The organism is Rhodococcus sp. 05-2254-5 (genome assembly GCF_002258575.1).
GTDB lineage: Bacteria > Actinomycetota > Actinomycetes > Mycobacteriales > Mycobacteriaceae > Rhodococcoides > Rhodococcoides fascians.
The window spans coordinates 151,859-165,772 of the sequence record NZ_NOZG01000006.1 but is presented as its reverse complement, the minus strand read 5'-3'; the positions used below and the strand labels follow the sequence as shown (position 1 = coordinate 165,772).

Sequence of the window (13,914 nt, the reverse complement as noted above, 5' to 3'; positions counted from 1 at the left end):
CCGATCGTCAGCCGCGGCCGTGACGTCGCTCGTAGTCGTCCCGGGTGCGGTCGACGCGGGTCTGCGCCTTGGCGTTGATCAACTGGGGATCGAGGCCGTGAATGAGCAACCGGTGCCGCCGATAGACGTTCATCAGCGCTATCGCGAAGTACACCAGCGGAATGAACAGCAACGCCATCATCGCCAGCGACATCCACAGTGGGCCGGGAATCAGCAGGAACAGCAGCAGCAACGGGATGACGGGGACCGTGAATCGGGCCAGGTAGCGCACCTGGGCACCGTTGCCGACGAGGTCGTTTCGGACCCAATCCTGCATCGACGGGGGCAGGACCCGACCGAACGAGTACCCCAAAAATTGCGCAGGACTGGGCTTCGTACGTTCGGTCGTCATCGCGCCATGCTAGTCCTACATCAGTTGGTACAAGTAACCGTTGACTGCGAATATTCTCATATGTGACGATAGCGTCAGTTCGGACCGGGTGGTGTCGACGACAAGGACGTAGACCGTGATCGACCGCAGAACCTTGCTCGGCGCGCTCGGTGCAGCCACGCTCTCGGGCGTCGCCCTGTCCGCAGCGACCGCGTCGGCGTCACCGACGCCTGCCGCCGGGGGAGTAGTGGACGTCCACTCGCACATGGTCCCCGACTTCTACCTGCGCGAAGCACTCGCGTCCGGCATCGTCTTTCCCGACGGCATGCCGAAGTGGCCGTCCTGGTCGGTGACCGAGCATCTGCAGATGATGGACCGGTGTGGGATCGACAGTGCGATCCTGTCCGTGTCGAGCCCTGGGGTGCACTTCGGGGACGACGGTAAGGCTGCCGATCTGGCCCGACGGGTCAATGACTTCGGAGTCGGAGTTGTCCAGGGTCAGCCACGCCTCGGATTCTTTGCGTCGCTGCCCCTTCCGAACGTCGTCGACTCGACGGTCGAGGCCATTCGGGCTCTCGATCAGCTCGGTGCCGACGGGGTCACCGTGATGTCGAACGCCGGCGGCATGTATCTCGGCAACGCCATGCTTACGCCGTTGCTCGCGGCGCTCGATGCACGTTCGGCGGTGGTCTTCGTGCATCCCACCTCACCGCCGAATGCAGCTGCGGTAGAGCTCGGTAGGCCCGCTCCGATGGTCGAATTCCTTTTCGACACAGCACGAACCGTCGTCGACCTGATTCTGCTGGGCGTGGTCGATCGGTTCCCTCGCATCCGTTGGGTGTTCACTCATGGCGGCGGAGTACTGCCGCTGTTGGCGGATCGGGTCGACTTCTTCCGGACGCAGGTCGGTCTCGGTACCCCGTCGACGCCGAATGTATTGCAGCGCATGTGGTTCGACCTCGCCGGTACGCCGGTTCCGAGGCAGTTGCCGGCATTGCTGTCGGCGGTCGGGCCCGATCGTCTGGTGTACGGCAGCGACTACTGCTTCACGCCGATCGCCGCTGTGCAAGAACAACTGCGATCGCTCGACGCGGGAGCCGCGGACGGTGGGCTGGAGAACTGGCGCGCCGTCACATCCGACAATGCCCGCAGTCTGTTGAGTGTCTGATCCGTACGGGAGTTCGATGAAAGCGAAAGCACTACAACCGTTCTCAGAGCACTGGGATTGGCAGATGAATGCCGCCTGCCGCTCGCGTCAGCCCTGAAGAGCAGCGTTCGCCCGGACATCTACGCCCCGGGTCGGAATCCGCACCCCCTGCAGGAGGCGCGGATTCCGAAAAGGGGTGCAGATCGAGACGCGTCAGCCCTGACGAGCGGCGTTCGCGACGATAACGTCGCGAAGGTACTGCGCCAAACCGTCGGCGATATCGTTGTAGTGCTTGGCAAATCGCTCGTCGGCGATGTACATCTCCGCCAGGTTCACCTGCATCTCGTAACCGCAGTCGTAGTACCGCTCGATCGACGCCCGATGACGTTCGGCCAGTACCCCGGCTTCGGGGGAATCCGGCGACACACCCCGCTGCATCGCGGCAGCGAGATTGGCTTCGAGGAGGTCCGTCTCTTCCTTGACGGCCTTCCAATCGTCCTTGGTGAACGACGCCGTCCGCTGCTGAGACTGCTTCCACTCGTCGGTTTCGCCCCAGCGCTGCTCGGCCTCCTCGGCGTATTCCTCGCCGGGCCAGTTGTCGCCGAAGATCTCTCGCTGCTCCTCGGGAGTCAATTGCATACCCATCTTCTTCGCCTCCATCATCTTGTCCACGGCCGCAGCCATTGCGTGCAAGTGATCGATCCGCTCGCCGAGCAGGTCGCGCTGCCGCCGTAGATGCGCCATCGCGTCGACGGCCGGGTCGTCGAGCAACGCTGCAATGACCTCGAGCGGGAACCCGAGCTCGCGGTAGGTCAATACCTGATGCAGCCGTTCGACATCGGCCGATGAATACGTCCGATAGCCCTTGGGAGTTCTCCCCGACGGCACCACCAACGCGATCTCGTCGTAGTGATGCAGCGTTCTGACGCTGACACCCACCAACTTCGAGACCGCGCCGACCTGCATGCCGACCTGGACGTCAACCGAACTGTTCGCGGACGAATCACTCACGAAGGACACTGTGCTGCCTCCCGTGGCGTGAGGGTCAAGACGAAAAAACGATTCGTTGTGGACCTCTAGCGAATCACACGTTCGCAACCCGAGGTCGGCACACCGGCCAGGCGTTGCGCCAACCAATCGTAGGCACCGGGACGGCCGTTGGTCTGGGCCAGTGAATGGTCGCCGGGCACCTCTTCCAGATGTACCGACGCTCCTGCTGCACACCACTGATCCTGCACGGCCTCGGCACCTTCTTTGGGAATGAGGAAGTCCTGCAGGCCCTGGTAGATGTACACCGGCGCGTCCGGCTTCGTCTGGCCCATGCGGTTTTCCTCGACGACGGCCGTGGTGATCGGATGCGCGAAGACGTCCGGGACGTTGGAGAGATTTCGCTGGTCCAACAGCAGTAGTCCGCTGTAGGACAACACATCCACGCATTGATCCTTCTGTGCCAGCGCCAGTCGCTTGCCGTTGTCGTTGGCGAGCTGCCGCATCTCCGGGTACTCCCGGGACAGCCCGATCGTCGCCGCAGTGAACAAGCCCGATCCGATCTGGCCGTTGAGCGACGTCTGCAGAATCTTGTAATCGGTCGGCGGGCCGCCGAACGCGACTCCGGCGATGTTCAGCTCGGGTGCGTACTCGGGGGCCAACTGGGCCGCCCAGCCCGAGGCGATCGCACCGCCGGAATATCCGGTGATGCCGATGGGTGCATCCGCGCTCACGCCTGCAGTCCGGGAGGCACGCAGACCGTCGAGCACGGTGTGCCCCGACACGAGACCGGCCGAATATGCCTGACGCGGCCCCTGATAGTCCGTCATCACCACGGTGTAACCGCGGCCGAGGAGGATCCGGACCTGATCGACCTCTTTGTTGTTGCCCCGCGGGAGGGTGTACGACGGCGCGCATTTGTTGCCGAGTGAATCCGTCGCCTCGTTGTATGCGATGACGGGGCGATCTCCACCCCCGGTCCACGGCGCAGTGGGAGTCAGCACCGTCGTCGCCGCTGCGATGGGACGATTCTTCGAATCGGTGGAGCGGAAGAGCAATTGGACGGACGAGGCCTCGGGCGTCACCGCGACATCGCGTCGAGCGAGGACAGTGCCGGGCACGAGATTCTCGTATCCCGCCGGCGGATCGAACCACGGATCGCCGAGTGACGTGGGGAGATACGCAGCCGGATCGCTCGGTGGAGCAATGAAATCTTGTACCGGATCTGCCTGCGCAGACCCCGCGAATGCCACCATCAGTGCTGCTGCTCCGGCCAGAACTAGTGCCTTGCGCATGGATTCCCCACCCTGTTGCTTCCGAACGCCCCGACGTCGGAGTAGACCACCGCCCATCGTGCCACAGGGCCAGGGAACATCGGCCCTGTGAACTGAGCCGAAGACCAGGTAGGTTGTCTGTTACTCCGAACACTACTCATCAGTAGGGATGCAAAAATGCCTGCTCCGTCCACTGCGACCTTTTCCCGGCTCGCTGATCTCATCGCCATTCCCGACGCGGACTCGCGTCCCACCAAGACGATCACCGAGGTGTTCACCGGTAAGGAGCTGGCGACCATTCCGGTCGGTACGGCTGTAGATGCTCTGGCTGCGATCGCGCGCGTCCGTACCGCTCAGGCGGCCTGGGCCAAGCGCCCGGTCTCCGAGCGCGCAGAGATCTTCCACCGCTACCGCGACCTGGTGCTCGCGCACCGCGACGAGCTCATGGACATGGCGCAGGCCGAGACGGGCAAGTCCCGCGCCGCCGCCCTCGAGGAAGTCCTCGACATCTCGATGACCTCGCGGCACTACGCACGCACGGCGGCCAAGCTGCTGGCCCCGAAGAAGGTCACCGGCATGCTTCCCGTGCTGACCAAGACTCGCGTTCGGTACCAGCCGAAGGGAGTCGTCGGAATCATCTCGCCGTGGAACTACCCGATGACTCTCGCGGTGTCCGACGCCATTCCGGCGCTGCTGGCCGGCAACGGCGTCGTGCTCAAGCCCGACAGCCAGACGCCGTACTGCGCATTGGCCTGCGTCGAGCTGCTCTACAAGGCCGGTCTGCCCCGCGACCTGTTCGCCGTGGTCCCCGGCCCCGGCTCGGTGGTGGGCACCGCGATCGTCGAGAACACCGAATACGTCATGTTCACCGGCTCCACGGCCACCGGTCAGCTCCTGGCCGAGCAGGCGGGGCGTCGACTCATCGGTTTCTCCGCCGAGCTCGGCGGCAAGAACGCCATGATCGTCGCGAAGGGCGCGAACCTGCGGGAAGTATCCGACGCGGCAGTGCGCGCCTGCTTCTCCAACTCCGGTCAGCTCTGCATCTCCATCGAGCGCATCTACGTCGAGAAGTCGATCGCCGCCGAGTTCACCGAGAAGTTCGGCCAGCGGGTACGCAACATGACCGTGGGTGCCGATTACGAGTTCGGCATCGAAATGGGCAGCCTCATCTCCGAGGACCAGATCAAGACGGTCTCGGCGCACGTCGACGACGCCAAGGTCAAGGGCGCGACGGTCGTCGCGGGCGGCAAGGCGCGTCCCGACATCGGCCCGCTGTTCTACGAGCCGACGTTGCTGACGAACGTCACCGAGGACATGGAGTGTGCGGCGACCGAGACCTTCGGGCCGCTGGTGTCGATCTACCCCGTCGCCGACGTCGACGAGGCCATTGCGAAGGCCAACGACACCGACTACGGATTGAACGCAAGTGTCTGGGCCAAGACGAAGGCTCAGGGCGAGGCCATTGCCGCACGTCTGCATGCGGGCACGGTGAACGTCGACGAGGGTTACGCGCCGACGTGGGGCACCACCGGTGCGCCGATGGGCGGAATGGGCGTCTCCGGCATGGGCCGTAGGCACGGAAACGAGGGACTGCTCAAGTACACCGAGCCGCAGACCATCGCGACGACCCGCCTGCTCAATCTCGGTGGACCGCGCGGACTTCCGCCGAAGCTGTGGGCAAAGATCATGCCTCCCTTCGTCAAAGCGCTGAAGTACATACCCGGCCGGTAGTAGTCGGTAGACGGACGAGGAAAGGCCCCGCACTCCCTTTCGGGTGTGCGGGGCCTTTCGCTGTTCTGTGGCAGATCAGTTGACGCTGTGGCCGTTCAGTCCGGCGTTGGCGTAGTGATTGTGGCTGTCGGGAATGTGGTTGTCTCCCAACACCCGAGCCACCTGCTGCTCGCTGAGTCCGAGTCGGCGGAGTCGCTCGCACACTGCATCGAAGTCGAGCATCTTGGCGTCGAGCTCCTGTTGCAGCTCGATCACCTCGGCGCGAATGGCCTCGGCCTCGTCGAGAGCGGTCAACGTGTCCTCGGGCTGGGGCAGCAGCAGCGTGAGCAGTCGATCACGGGCATCGGTGCTCAGTCCATCGAAGGGACGCTGACCCGGCTGAGCCTCGTGGCGACCTTCGTTGCGACGCTCGAAGCGCCGTTCGTTGCCGTACTGCGCTCCGACGTAATCCTGAGTCGCCCCGAAGGACGGGATCTCGGCGAGCTGTTCCCGACGCTCGGGCTGTGCCTGAGCATCAGCGTCGAGATTGTTCTGGTCCAGATCGGTAACGGGTCCCTGCGCCGGTGCCGACGCGATGTCGATCGTCTTGCGCAGCGGGCGATTCGGGATGAAGACCACTGCGATGAGCGTGACGATCGCAACGAAGCCGGCGATCATGAAGATGCGTCCGGTCGCGTCGCCGTATGCGGTGCGGATGACGCTGACGATCGGAGCAGGCAGTGCCGTGAGGTCGAGCGATCCGCCGCCTCCGGCCGAACCGTCCACACCGAGCTGCGCCAGACCGGCTGCCGACTTCTCGGCGACACGGGTTGCCAGCAGCGAACCGAGAACCGAGACGCCGATCGCTCCGCCGAAGGTTCGGAAGAAGGCAACCGTCGACGATGCTGCACCGACGTTCTGCACACTGACCGTGTTCTGCACTGCGAGAACGAGATTCTGCATCAGCATGCCGGTACCGAGACCGACGATGGTGATGAAGATGCCGACCGTCACCAGGCTGGTGGCGTGGTCGATGGTGCCCAGCAGCAGGAATCCGATGACCAGCAAGATGGAGCCGGTGACGATGAACGGCTTCCACTGACCGAACTTGGTGATCAGCTGACCGGAGCCCACGGAGGCGACGAGCATGCCGAACACCAGTGGGATGGAGAGCAATCCAGCTTCGGTGGGGGTGTAGCCGCGAGCAGTCTGGAAGTACTGGCCGAGGAACGTGGTGGCTCCGAAGAGGCCGACGCCGACCGCGATGGACGCGATGATGGCCAGGCCGGTGGTGCGCTCGGTGACGATCTTGAGCGGGATGATCGGCGACTTGTGTCGAGCCTCGACGATGATCGTCAGGACGAGCAGCGCAACTCCGCCGCCGACGAGGTACGCGGTCTCACGAGAGATCCAGGCGTAGTAGTCGGCCTTGCCTGCGAACGAAACCCACACGAGGAGAACGGACACGCCTGCGGTCAGCAGAAGTGCGCCGAGCCAGTCGATGGAGACGTTGTCCTTGCGGACGGTCTTGATGTGCAGCGTCTTCTGCAGCAGGCCGAGGGCGATGACAGCCAACGGGACGCAGACGAAGAAGCACCAGCGCCACCCGAGGGGGCTGTCGACGATGACGCCGCCGAGGATGGGGCCACCGGACATCGACACGGCCATGACGGCACCGGTGTAACCCGAGTAGCGGCCACGATCACGCGGGGAGACGATGGTTCCGATGATGGCGATGACGAGTGCCGTCAGGCCACCCATGCCGATGCCCTGCACCACACGTGCGGCGAGCAGCACCGGAACGTTGTGCGCGAAGCCGGCGATGAGCGAGCCCGCGACGAAGATCAGAATCGAGCTCTGGACCAGGACCTTCTTGTTGAACAGGTCGGCGAGCTTGCCCCAGATGGGCGTCGACGCGGCGTTGGCCAACAGGGCGGTGGTGATGACCCAGGCGTACGCGGTCTGCGAACCCTTCAGGTCACCGATGATGGTCGGCAATGCGGTCGAGACGATGGTGGTGCTCAGCAGCGCGGTGAACAGCGCGGCCAGCAGACCGGTGAGGGCTTCGAGGATCTGGCGATGCGTCATCGCATCGGGATCGGCGACTGCCTGATTCGGCGGATTCTCCGCGGATGTGGTGGTCATGTCTTATCTCGCAATCAATTCAATGCGGGCCACGTCCTGGTGCTGGGCGTGGGCGTCTTCGGTGAACGTGTCGTTGAGCTTGCGGATGGAATCGAGGGCATCGAGAGCCTCGGTTTCACTCCATTCGCTCAACATCTCTGCCAGGCGACGAGCTCGCCTGTCCCAAATCTGTTTCAGTCGAGCCTGGCCTTCGTCCGACACGCAGACCCGGGACGCTCTTCTGTCGTCCGGATCGGGATGCCGATCGATGTAGCCGAGTTCGACGAGGTCCGCGATCTGCCGGCTGAGGGCGGACTGGCTGACGCAGAGCCTGCTGGCGAGGTCGGTCTGTCTGCATTCACCCTCTGTTGCGAGGATGGCCAGAACTCCGGTCAGCGCCTGCGGCAACGGTGAATCCTCGACTCCGGTGGTCACGGCCCGCTTCAGCGTGCGCCCGAAGAGGAATACCTCTTCGACGAGCGATTCCGCTGTCGTGGATTGAACTGCCATGAGTACTCCAACGCTGAGTTCGATTTACTTGCTGTCTGCAACCATATATATACATACATGCGCTAAGCAAACAATATTCCTGTCTGGTGGGTCACAGGGTTGGAGCGAGGTGGGTCCGAGTGGGGGGTCGGCTCCCCTGATCTGGATTCCAGCCTGCGATCGGCGGCACAAATCCGAAACTGGGGAGCCGATCCCGAGCTCAGGGGTGGGCGATACAGTCCGAAGATGGACGTTGTGCGCGCGATGCCCCTGCTCACGGTCACCGATCTCGATGCGGCGCTGGACGCGTATGTCCAGGTCACCGGCATGGAGGTGGTGATGAACCACGGTTGGATCGCCACACTTGCGTCACCGGGGGACAGCACCGCGCAACTGAGTCTGATCACCGTCGACCCCACCGGCCCGGTGAATCCGTCGGCGTCTCTCGAAGTGGACGACGTCGACGCGGCTTACCGCGCCGCGGTGGATGCGAATTTCGAGATCGTGTACGAGATCACCAACGAGGAGTGGGGCGTGCGCCGATTCTTCTTCCGAGACGCGGGCGGCAACGTGGTGAACGTGCTCGCGCACATGTGAGATCAGCTGGGCTGCAGCAGGTTTCCTCGCCACACGCCTCGGACAGTTCGAGTGGCGACAGTGATCCAGGCCGTCACGAGCACGACGTACAGCAGTACGGCAAGGGCACGGACCGCGCCGAAATCGAGGGCATTGCCGATCGCGGTCGCTCCGGTGACGCAGGTGCCGATCGGGAACGTGAACGACCACCACGTCAGTGAAAAGCTCATCTTCCTCCGTGCCGCATGGACGGTCAGCGCAGTGGCCAGTGCGAACATCAGCGCGCCGAATCCGCCCATGATCAGTCCGTAGCCGATCCCGACGACGTGCAGCCCGACGGCGATCGACGATTGTGCCGCGGTGAACACCGTCGCTGCATCGGTGCCCAGCAGATTGGCCGCCGTGACCGACTGGCCGATCAACCCGAGCGTGATCCAGACCGTCGGAGCCGCGTCGACGGACGGCAGACCGCCGTGCAGCAGGCGTCCGTAGATCAACGTCATGGTGAGCATTCCGACGATCAGCGACAGCCCGAACATCGCGTAGCACGCGCACAGCAGCGCCAACCGCCACTGGCCGTCGGGCAGGTGGGGAAGCAACAATGCGCCGGTCGACGCCGAGACCATCGGCGGAACGACGGGCATCAACCACGCCGGCAATGCCGTGACCTGCTCTCGGGGACCGGCCGTAATCATGCGAAACGGCACCGCGACGCTGGTGAGCAGGCCGGTGATCGTGCCGACGACCCAAAGGACTGCGAACAGTGCCGTGGCCGCCGTGGGACCGACGAGGTCTCCGCCGAGCAGGCCGGCCCCGGCACCGACGGTCAGCATGGCCATGGGCGGTGCGCCGTAGAACTGCATCATCACCGGGTGCTGCGCGTAGTCGACTGCGCGTGCGCGGTAACCGATCCAGTGCCGCGCGAAGGCTGCGCCGATCACTACGAGCGCACCCGCAGCGAGTACCCAGACGATGACGGCGAAGACGCGCAACGCAGGAAGGTCGACGGGCAGTGTGGCGGCCGCGGTGGCGACGATGCCGGTTCCCATGACGGCGGCGAACCAGTTGGGGGTGATGTGCTCGACGGTCCGCCTGCGCGTCAGCCGGGGTGCGTACGAGACGGACTCGAGGACGGTCATGACTTCACTGTGCGCGACGCGGCCCGCGTCCGGTAGGCAGCAATTCGCGATCCAGTCATAACTGGAGGTTATGGCTGGATGGACGTCGCTACCGTCAGAAGTTCTGCGGCCGGGCCGCTGGGCTCACGGCCCGATCGCCAGATGGCGCGCAAGTCTCTGTGCAGGGACAGATCGGGGAGCGGCACTCCGATCAGACTGCCCGCCGCCAGCTCCGTCGCGACGGCCAGTGAACTGAGGACGGCACCGCCGATCCCCGCCGCCACAGCGGACTTGATGGCCGTCGTCGACGACACTTCCAGCAGAGGAGTCGTGGGCGGGCCGAAACCTGCTGCAGCAACCGCACTCTCGTACACGGACCTGGTTCCCGACCCGGCTTCGCGGGTGACCAGCGCCGTCTCGACTACCTGCGCGGTCGACGGTGCAGTGTGTGCCCACGGATGTCCGGGTGCCACGACGAGAACCAGTTCGTCGGTTGCGACGGTGCGGTACGTGAGTTCGGCCTGGACACTGGGGTTTTCGATGAACCCCAGGTCTGCGTCTCCGGCGAGCACCGTCGCGGCGACCACAGCCGAATTGCCCGAGCTCAGCGTGGGCACGATCTGGGGCAGCGTCGTGTGCAGTGTGACCAGCCATCTCGGCAGAAGATATTCGGCGACAGTCTGACTGGCCGCGATCTGCAGGTGGCCGATGCGCTCGGCGTGCAGCGTGGCGATCGCCGTCGCCAAGTCCTCGGCCGACCGGACTACCGGCGCTGCCCAACTCGCGACGAGCTCGCCGAACTCGGTCAGCACCGTTCCGCGTGCGCCCCGCTTCAACAACGGCGCTCCGACGCGACGCTCCAGCGCCCGAATGCGAGAACTTGCCGCCGGCTGCGACATGCCGTGGGCGTGTCCGGCACGGCCGATGCTGCCGAGCTCTGCCACCGACAGCAACAGATCGATGCTGGTGAGATCGGCAACGTGAGGGGGAAGCGGCACAGGTCGAGCCTACGGCGACGGGAGTCAGTAGTCGCTGAACAGGTCCAGCTCGGCGTCGGGCTCGGGTAGGTCCTCTGGGTCTCCGGGGTCGTCCGGATCCTCGGGATCGCTACGTTCGTGCAGCACCGAACCCACCAGGGCGGTGACGTCGATGGCCGCGGGATCGGGAATGGGGTGACCCTCGACGAATGCGAGTCGCTCCGCAGACAAATACGCCAGCCGCACCGCCTGCACCACCAGGACGCGTCGCAGACCCTCGGACACCTCACCGCGCTCGCGAGTGACCGCAGCCAATCGGGAGATGGTCTCCGCGCGTCGCGCGATCCGAATGTCGGGGTGCCCGCGCTCTATTCGGGTCTGCTCGGAGATCAGTGACCGCCGCAGTGACGCAGGCAGAGTGATGGGCTCGGAGACCGGCGGGATCTTCTCGTTCAGAATTGCCTTGTGACGCGACCTGTCGATGGCCTCGAGGTACGCCGTGTACTCGTGGGCGTTCAAATCGCGTTCGGCTGCGCGGAATTGTTCTGCGCCGTCGGACTTCTTGAGGTCCTCGTACTGCCAGAGCGGCCAGATCTCGATCTCCGCGACCTCGAACACGTCCAGCACTCGCATCGCGACGGCGTCGGTCCGCTGATTGGTCAGATGCCGCTGCACCCGAACGCTGAGCTTCTCCTTGGTCTGCCCCACGTAGATCGGCTCGCCGTCGTAGTCGTAGAACGCATACACGCCCCACTTGGCCGCCGACCAGACGCGCCCTCGATCGTCCTTCTCGCTCAGCACTTCTCGCAGTGCAGCTCGAAAGGACTGCACATCGTCCGCAGGCAGACTGCTCTTGCGCGGCGCGACCGCCGACGCCCGCAGCGAGGACTTACCGTGACTGGACATGCGCAGCAGTCGCATTCGGCGCGATGGAACCGAGTGTCCCGTTCACCAGGGGCATCAGGTAGTGCTCCGCCAGCCACGCGACCACCGGAACGCACACCGCATCACCGAAACCGAAGAGCGCCTGGTTGTTCCGCAGACCGCCGAGCGTGTAGTCGCCGGCGCCCATCAAGCGGGCGTACTCGAGAGGCGTCATCCAGCGCACCTGCAACCGGCCGTGGCCGATCTTGACCACCGCCTGCTTCGACGACCCGCCGCGCGCAGTACGCAGGCAGCCGGAGATGTCGTCGGGGCGGGCCTCCCACACCGCGACGCCATTGCGGGTACGACGGTAGGCGGTACGGTAACTGACCTTGCGCGCCTTCTTCAGAATCTCGATGCGCTGCAACTGAATCGGGGACAACGAGCGTACGAACGCCTCGGTGCGATCTGCATCCCACCAGCGCTCGTCGCGGTAATCCATTCGCTCGACCAGATCGCCGAGACCACTGGTCAACGGGATCGGCGGGCTGGGCAGCGGAGCCCGATGCGTCGACAGCGTCGAATCGCCGTAGACCGCCTGCAACCAATCCGGACGTAGTTCACTGTTGGGATCGCGGGCATCCTCCGGCGGATGTTGCGCACCGATCAGGAACAGACGAGGACGGGACTGCGGGACGAACCGTCGAGCATCGATGGTGAGGACGTCCACCGAATAGCCGAGTTCGTTGAGCTCACGGACCGCGGCCGCCAGATCGTCGCCCCCATGACTGGTGGCCAGGCCGACGACGTTCTCCAGCGCGACCACCTCGGGACGGCCGTCACCCATTTCGTCCAACACTCGAGTGAAGTGCCGAAATGTCGAGGAGTTCTTGCCCGCGAGACCGGCCCGGCCCCCGGCCAGAGACAAATCCGTGCACGGAAACGACGCCCATGCCAACGACAGACCGTCCGGCAGATCGTCGCCGCGCGTGCCGGCAACATCCCCGAGCTGAAAATGGGCCGCGTCGTCACCGAAGTGTTGGCGATACATGTGGTGCTTGTCGCGCTCGATGTCGTTGGCCCAGCACACCTCGAAACCGGCCTGCTCCAAGCCCATTCGCACCAAACCGATACCGGCGAAGAACTCGGCGACCGTGGGAATCCGATCGCGCGCGGACACCGAGGAACCACCCGGCACCACAGTCAACTTCGGCATGCACTCAGGCTAGTACAGAGCCCCGACAGACTCGCTTGTCTGGTCATTCCGCAGGCTGCACTCCGGCTCTTCCTGGTCATTCCGCAGGCTGCACTCCGGCCTTACGCCGTGGTTGCCAACGCCGCCGCCAATCCGAACGCCACCGCCAGCAGACAGACATGAGCGGCAGCTCGTCCCACCGAGTAGTCCGCCGTGGAGCGGTGCGCAGTGGCGGTCGGCAACCACGTGCGGCGGATCCGAGATGCCACGGCCACCAGGATCACGGTCATCACGACTTTGGCGAGAACGATTCGGCCGTAACCGGTCTCGATCGCAGCAGCCGGGCTCTCCAACTTCAGGACCGCGTCGAATACGCCGGTCACGGCCACCCCGACGACGCACCACAGCGCGATCCGGGAATAGGCCGGCAAAAGCGTCGCCCACGCTGTCTTGGTCCGCAGACTCAGCGCCATCGCGCCCAGCACACCGAGCCACACCGAGGCGCACACCACATGCACGGCAACGGCAATGGACCCGAATGCGAATTGCGACATGTGTCCGGTGATCGGTCGCGCGACCAGGGCCAGCGCCGCCAGCGTGACCACGGGAACCGGGGACCAGGATGCGTCTCGTCGATATCCGAGTACGCCCATGGCGCACAGAACGAGCGCGAGGAGCACCGTCGTCGCGCCGAGTCGACCGACGGAGATCGACGCGACGAAGGCCGCAAATGCACTCGGCGACAGCGCCGTGACTGCTCGGCCCTCGGCCTCGGCTGCGGCCGCTGCCAACAGGACGAACTCGGCCACCGCCCACAGACCCGACAGGAACCCGATCGACCGCCACATCACCAGCGAGTCGAGGGCGGGGCGTCGAGATGCGGAATTACCGTCCAGGACAGCGAGAATTCCGAACCCCAACACCACCGAACCCGACGCGACAGCGATGACGCGGAGCCACGACGACCCGCTGGGAAAGGTGGGGTACGCCAGCGCGAACGCTGCCGCGACCCCCACCACCGCCGAGGCTGCGGCGGCGAGCACGAGCCGAAGGCTCCTCTCGCTCACCGCAGCCACGTCGGAT

13 protein-coding genes are annotated in these 13,914 nt (G+C 64.8%); 3 read left to right on the top strand and 10 right to left on the bottom strand.

What is annotated here, in order from left to right:
* Positions 1–7: 7 nt before the first annotated feature.
* Positions 8–391 (bottom strand): DUF5313 family protein, encoded by a 384-nt coding sequence (locus CH278_RS04885; protein WP_032381953.1) that lies wholly within the window; start codon positions 389–391, stop codon positions 8–10.
* 115 nt (positions 392–506) lie between these two features.
* On the opposite strand from CH278_RS04885, the gene CH278_RS04880 reads away from it, so the two are divergent.
* Positions 507–1,538 carry an amidohydrolase family protein gene (locus tag CH278_RS04880; RefSeq protein ID WP_238325098.1) on the top strand — a complete coding sequence of 344 codons (1,032 nt, stop codon included), beginning with the start codon at positions 507–509 and terminating at the stop codon, positions 1,536–1,538.
* Between the two features lie 192 nt (positions 1,539–1,730).
* Here CH278_RS04880 and CH278_RS04875 read toward each other — a convergent pair whose 3' ends face one another.
* Entirely contained in the window at positions 1,731–2,483 is a 753-nt protein-coding gene (locus tag CH278_RS04875; RefSeq protein ID WP_032407388.1) for a MerR family transcriptional regulator, read from the bottom strand.
* Positions 2,484–2,593: 110 nt separating this feature from the next.
* A complete protein-coding gene (locus tag CH278_RS04870; protein WP_256991758.1) occupies positions 2,594–3,799 on the bottom strand; it encodes a lipase family protein in 1,206 nt (401 codons plus the stop codon).
* A 156-nt stretch (positions 3,800–3,955) separates the two neighbouring features.
* On the opposite strand from CH278_RS04870, the gene CH278_RS04865 reads away from it, so the two are divergent.
* A complete protein-coding gene (locus tag CH278_RS04865; RefSeq protein WP_032407178.1) occupies positions 3,956–5,509 on the top strand; it encodes a succinic semialdehyde dehydrogenase in 1,554 nt (517 codons plus the stop codon).
* Positions 5,510–5,584: 75 nt separating this feature from the next.
* On the opposite strand, the gene CH278_RS04860 is transcribed toward CH278_RS04865, so the two are convergent.
* Together CH278_RS04860 and CH278_RS04855 are read right to left on the bottom strand one after the other, a co-directional pair.
* The gene (locus tag CH278_RS04860) at positions 5,585–7,633 is read right to left on the bottom strand and encodes an MDR family MFS transporter (protein ID WP_032407179.1); all 2,049 of its coding nucleotides are present in this window, start codon (positions 7,631–7,633) and stop codon (positions 5,585–5,587) included.
* 3 nt (positions 7,634–7,636) lie between these two features.
* On the bottom strand, positions 7,637–8,122 hold the full coding sequence (locus CH278_RS04855; RefSeq protein ID WP_032366715.1) for a MarR family winged helix-turn-helix transcriptional regulator: 486 nt from the start codon (positions 8,120–8,122) through the stop codon (positions 7,637–7,639).
* Between the two features lie 225 nt (positions 8,123–8,347).
* Here CH278_RS04855 and CH278_RS04850 point away from each other — a divergent pair, with 225 nt between their 5' ends.
* The gene (locus CH278_RS04850; RefSeq protein ID WP_032371721.1) at positions 8,348–8,698 is read left to right on the top strand and encodes a VOC family protein; all 351 of its coding nucleotides are present in this window, start codon (positions 8,348–8,350) and stop codon (positions 8,696–8,698) included.
* A gap of 2 nt (positions 8,699–8,700) precedes the next feature.
* Here CH278_RS04850 and CH278_RS04845 read toward each other — a convergent pair whose 3' ends face one another.
* The 5 genes from CH278_RS04845 to CH278_RS04825 all read right to left on the bottom strand — a co-directional run bounded on the left by CH278_RS04845 (position 8,701) and on the right by CH278_RS04825 (position 13,898).
* The gene (locus CH278_RS04845) at positions 8,701–9,816 is read right to left on the bottom strand and encodes a TDT family transporter (protein WP_052060671.1); all 1,116 of its coding nucleotides are present in this window, start codon (positions 9,814–9,816) and stop codon (positions 8,701–8,703) included.
* 68 nt (positions 9,817–9,884) lie between these two features.
* Positions 9,885–10,793: a LysR family transcriptional regulator gene (locus CH278_RS04840; RefSeq protein WP_032407180.1), complete on the bottom strand. Its 909-nt coding sequence runs from the start codon at positions 10,791–10,793 to the stop codon at positions 9,885–9,887.
* Positions 10,794–10,817: 24 nt separating this feature from the next.
* The gene (locus tag CH278_RS04835; protein WP_052060725.1) at positions 10,818–11,678 is read right to left on the bottom strand and encodes a GIY-YIG nuclease family protein; all 861 of its coding nucleotides are present in this window, start codon (positions 11,676–11,678) and stop codon (positions 10,818–10,820) included.
* Positions 11,662–12,852 carry a DNA cytosine methyltransferase gene (locus tag CH278_RS04830; protein ID WP_230595297.1) on the bottom strand — a complete coding sequence of 397 codons (1,191 nt, stop codon included), beginning with the start codon at positions 12,850–12,852 and terminating at the stop codon, positions 11,662–11,664. The genes CH278_RS04835 and CH278_RS04830 overlap by 17 nt, the downstream gene beginning before the upstream one ends.
* Positions 12,853–12,953: 101 nt before the next feature.
* Positions 12,954–13,898: a copper resistance D family protein gene (locus CH278_RS04825; RefSeq protein WP_238325099.1), complete on the bottom strand. Its 945-nt coding sequence runs from the start codon at positions 13,896–13,898 to the stop codon at positions 12,954–12,956.
* Between the last annotated feature and the right edge of the window lie 16 nt (positions 13,899–13,914).

Coding starts and splice junctions, on each gene's coding strand:
- CH278_RS04885 (WP_032381953.1), bottom strand. CDS start 391: ATGACGACCGAACGTACGAAGCCCAGTCCTGCGCAATTTTTGGGGTAC.
- CH278_RS04845 (WP_052060671.1), bottom strand. CDS start 9,816: ATGACCGTCCTCGAGTCCGTCTCGTACGCACCCCGGCTGACGCGCAGG.
- CH278_RS04835 (WP_052060725.1), bottom strand. CDS start 11,678: ATGTCCAGTCACGGTAAGTCCTCGCTGCGGGCGTCGGCGGTCGCGCCG.
- CH278_RS04850 (WP_032371721.1), top strand. CDS start 8,348: ATGGACGTTGTGCGCGCGATGCCCCTGCTCACGGTCACCGATCTCGAT.
- CH278_RS04830 (WP_230595297.1), bottom strand. CDS start 12,852: ATGCCGAAGTTGACTGTGGTGCCGGGTGGTTCCTCGGTGTCCGCGCGC.
- CH278_RS04860 (WP_032407179.1), bottom strand. CDS start 7,633: ATGACCACCACATCCGCGGAGAATCCGCCGAATCAGGCAGTCGCCGAT.
- CH278_RS04865 (WP_032407178.1), top strand. CDS start 3,956: ATGCCTGCTCCGTCCACTGCGACCTTTTCCCGGCTCGCTGATCTCATC.
- CH278_RS04870 (WP_256991758.1), bottom strand. CDS start 3,799: ATGCGCAAGGCACTAGTTCTGGCCGGAGCAGCAGCACTGATGGTGGCA.
- CH278_RS04875 (WP_032407388.1), bottom strand. CDS start 2,483: ATGCAGGTCGGCGCGGTCTCGAAGTTGGTGGGTGTCAGCGTCAGAACG.
- CH278_RS04855 (WP_032366715.1), bottom strand. CDS start 8,122: ATGGCAGTTCAATCCACGACAGCGGAATCGCTCGTCGAAGAGGTATTC.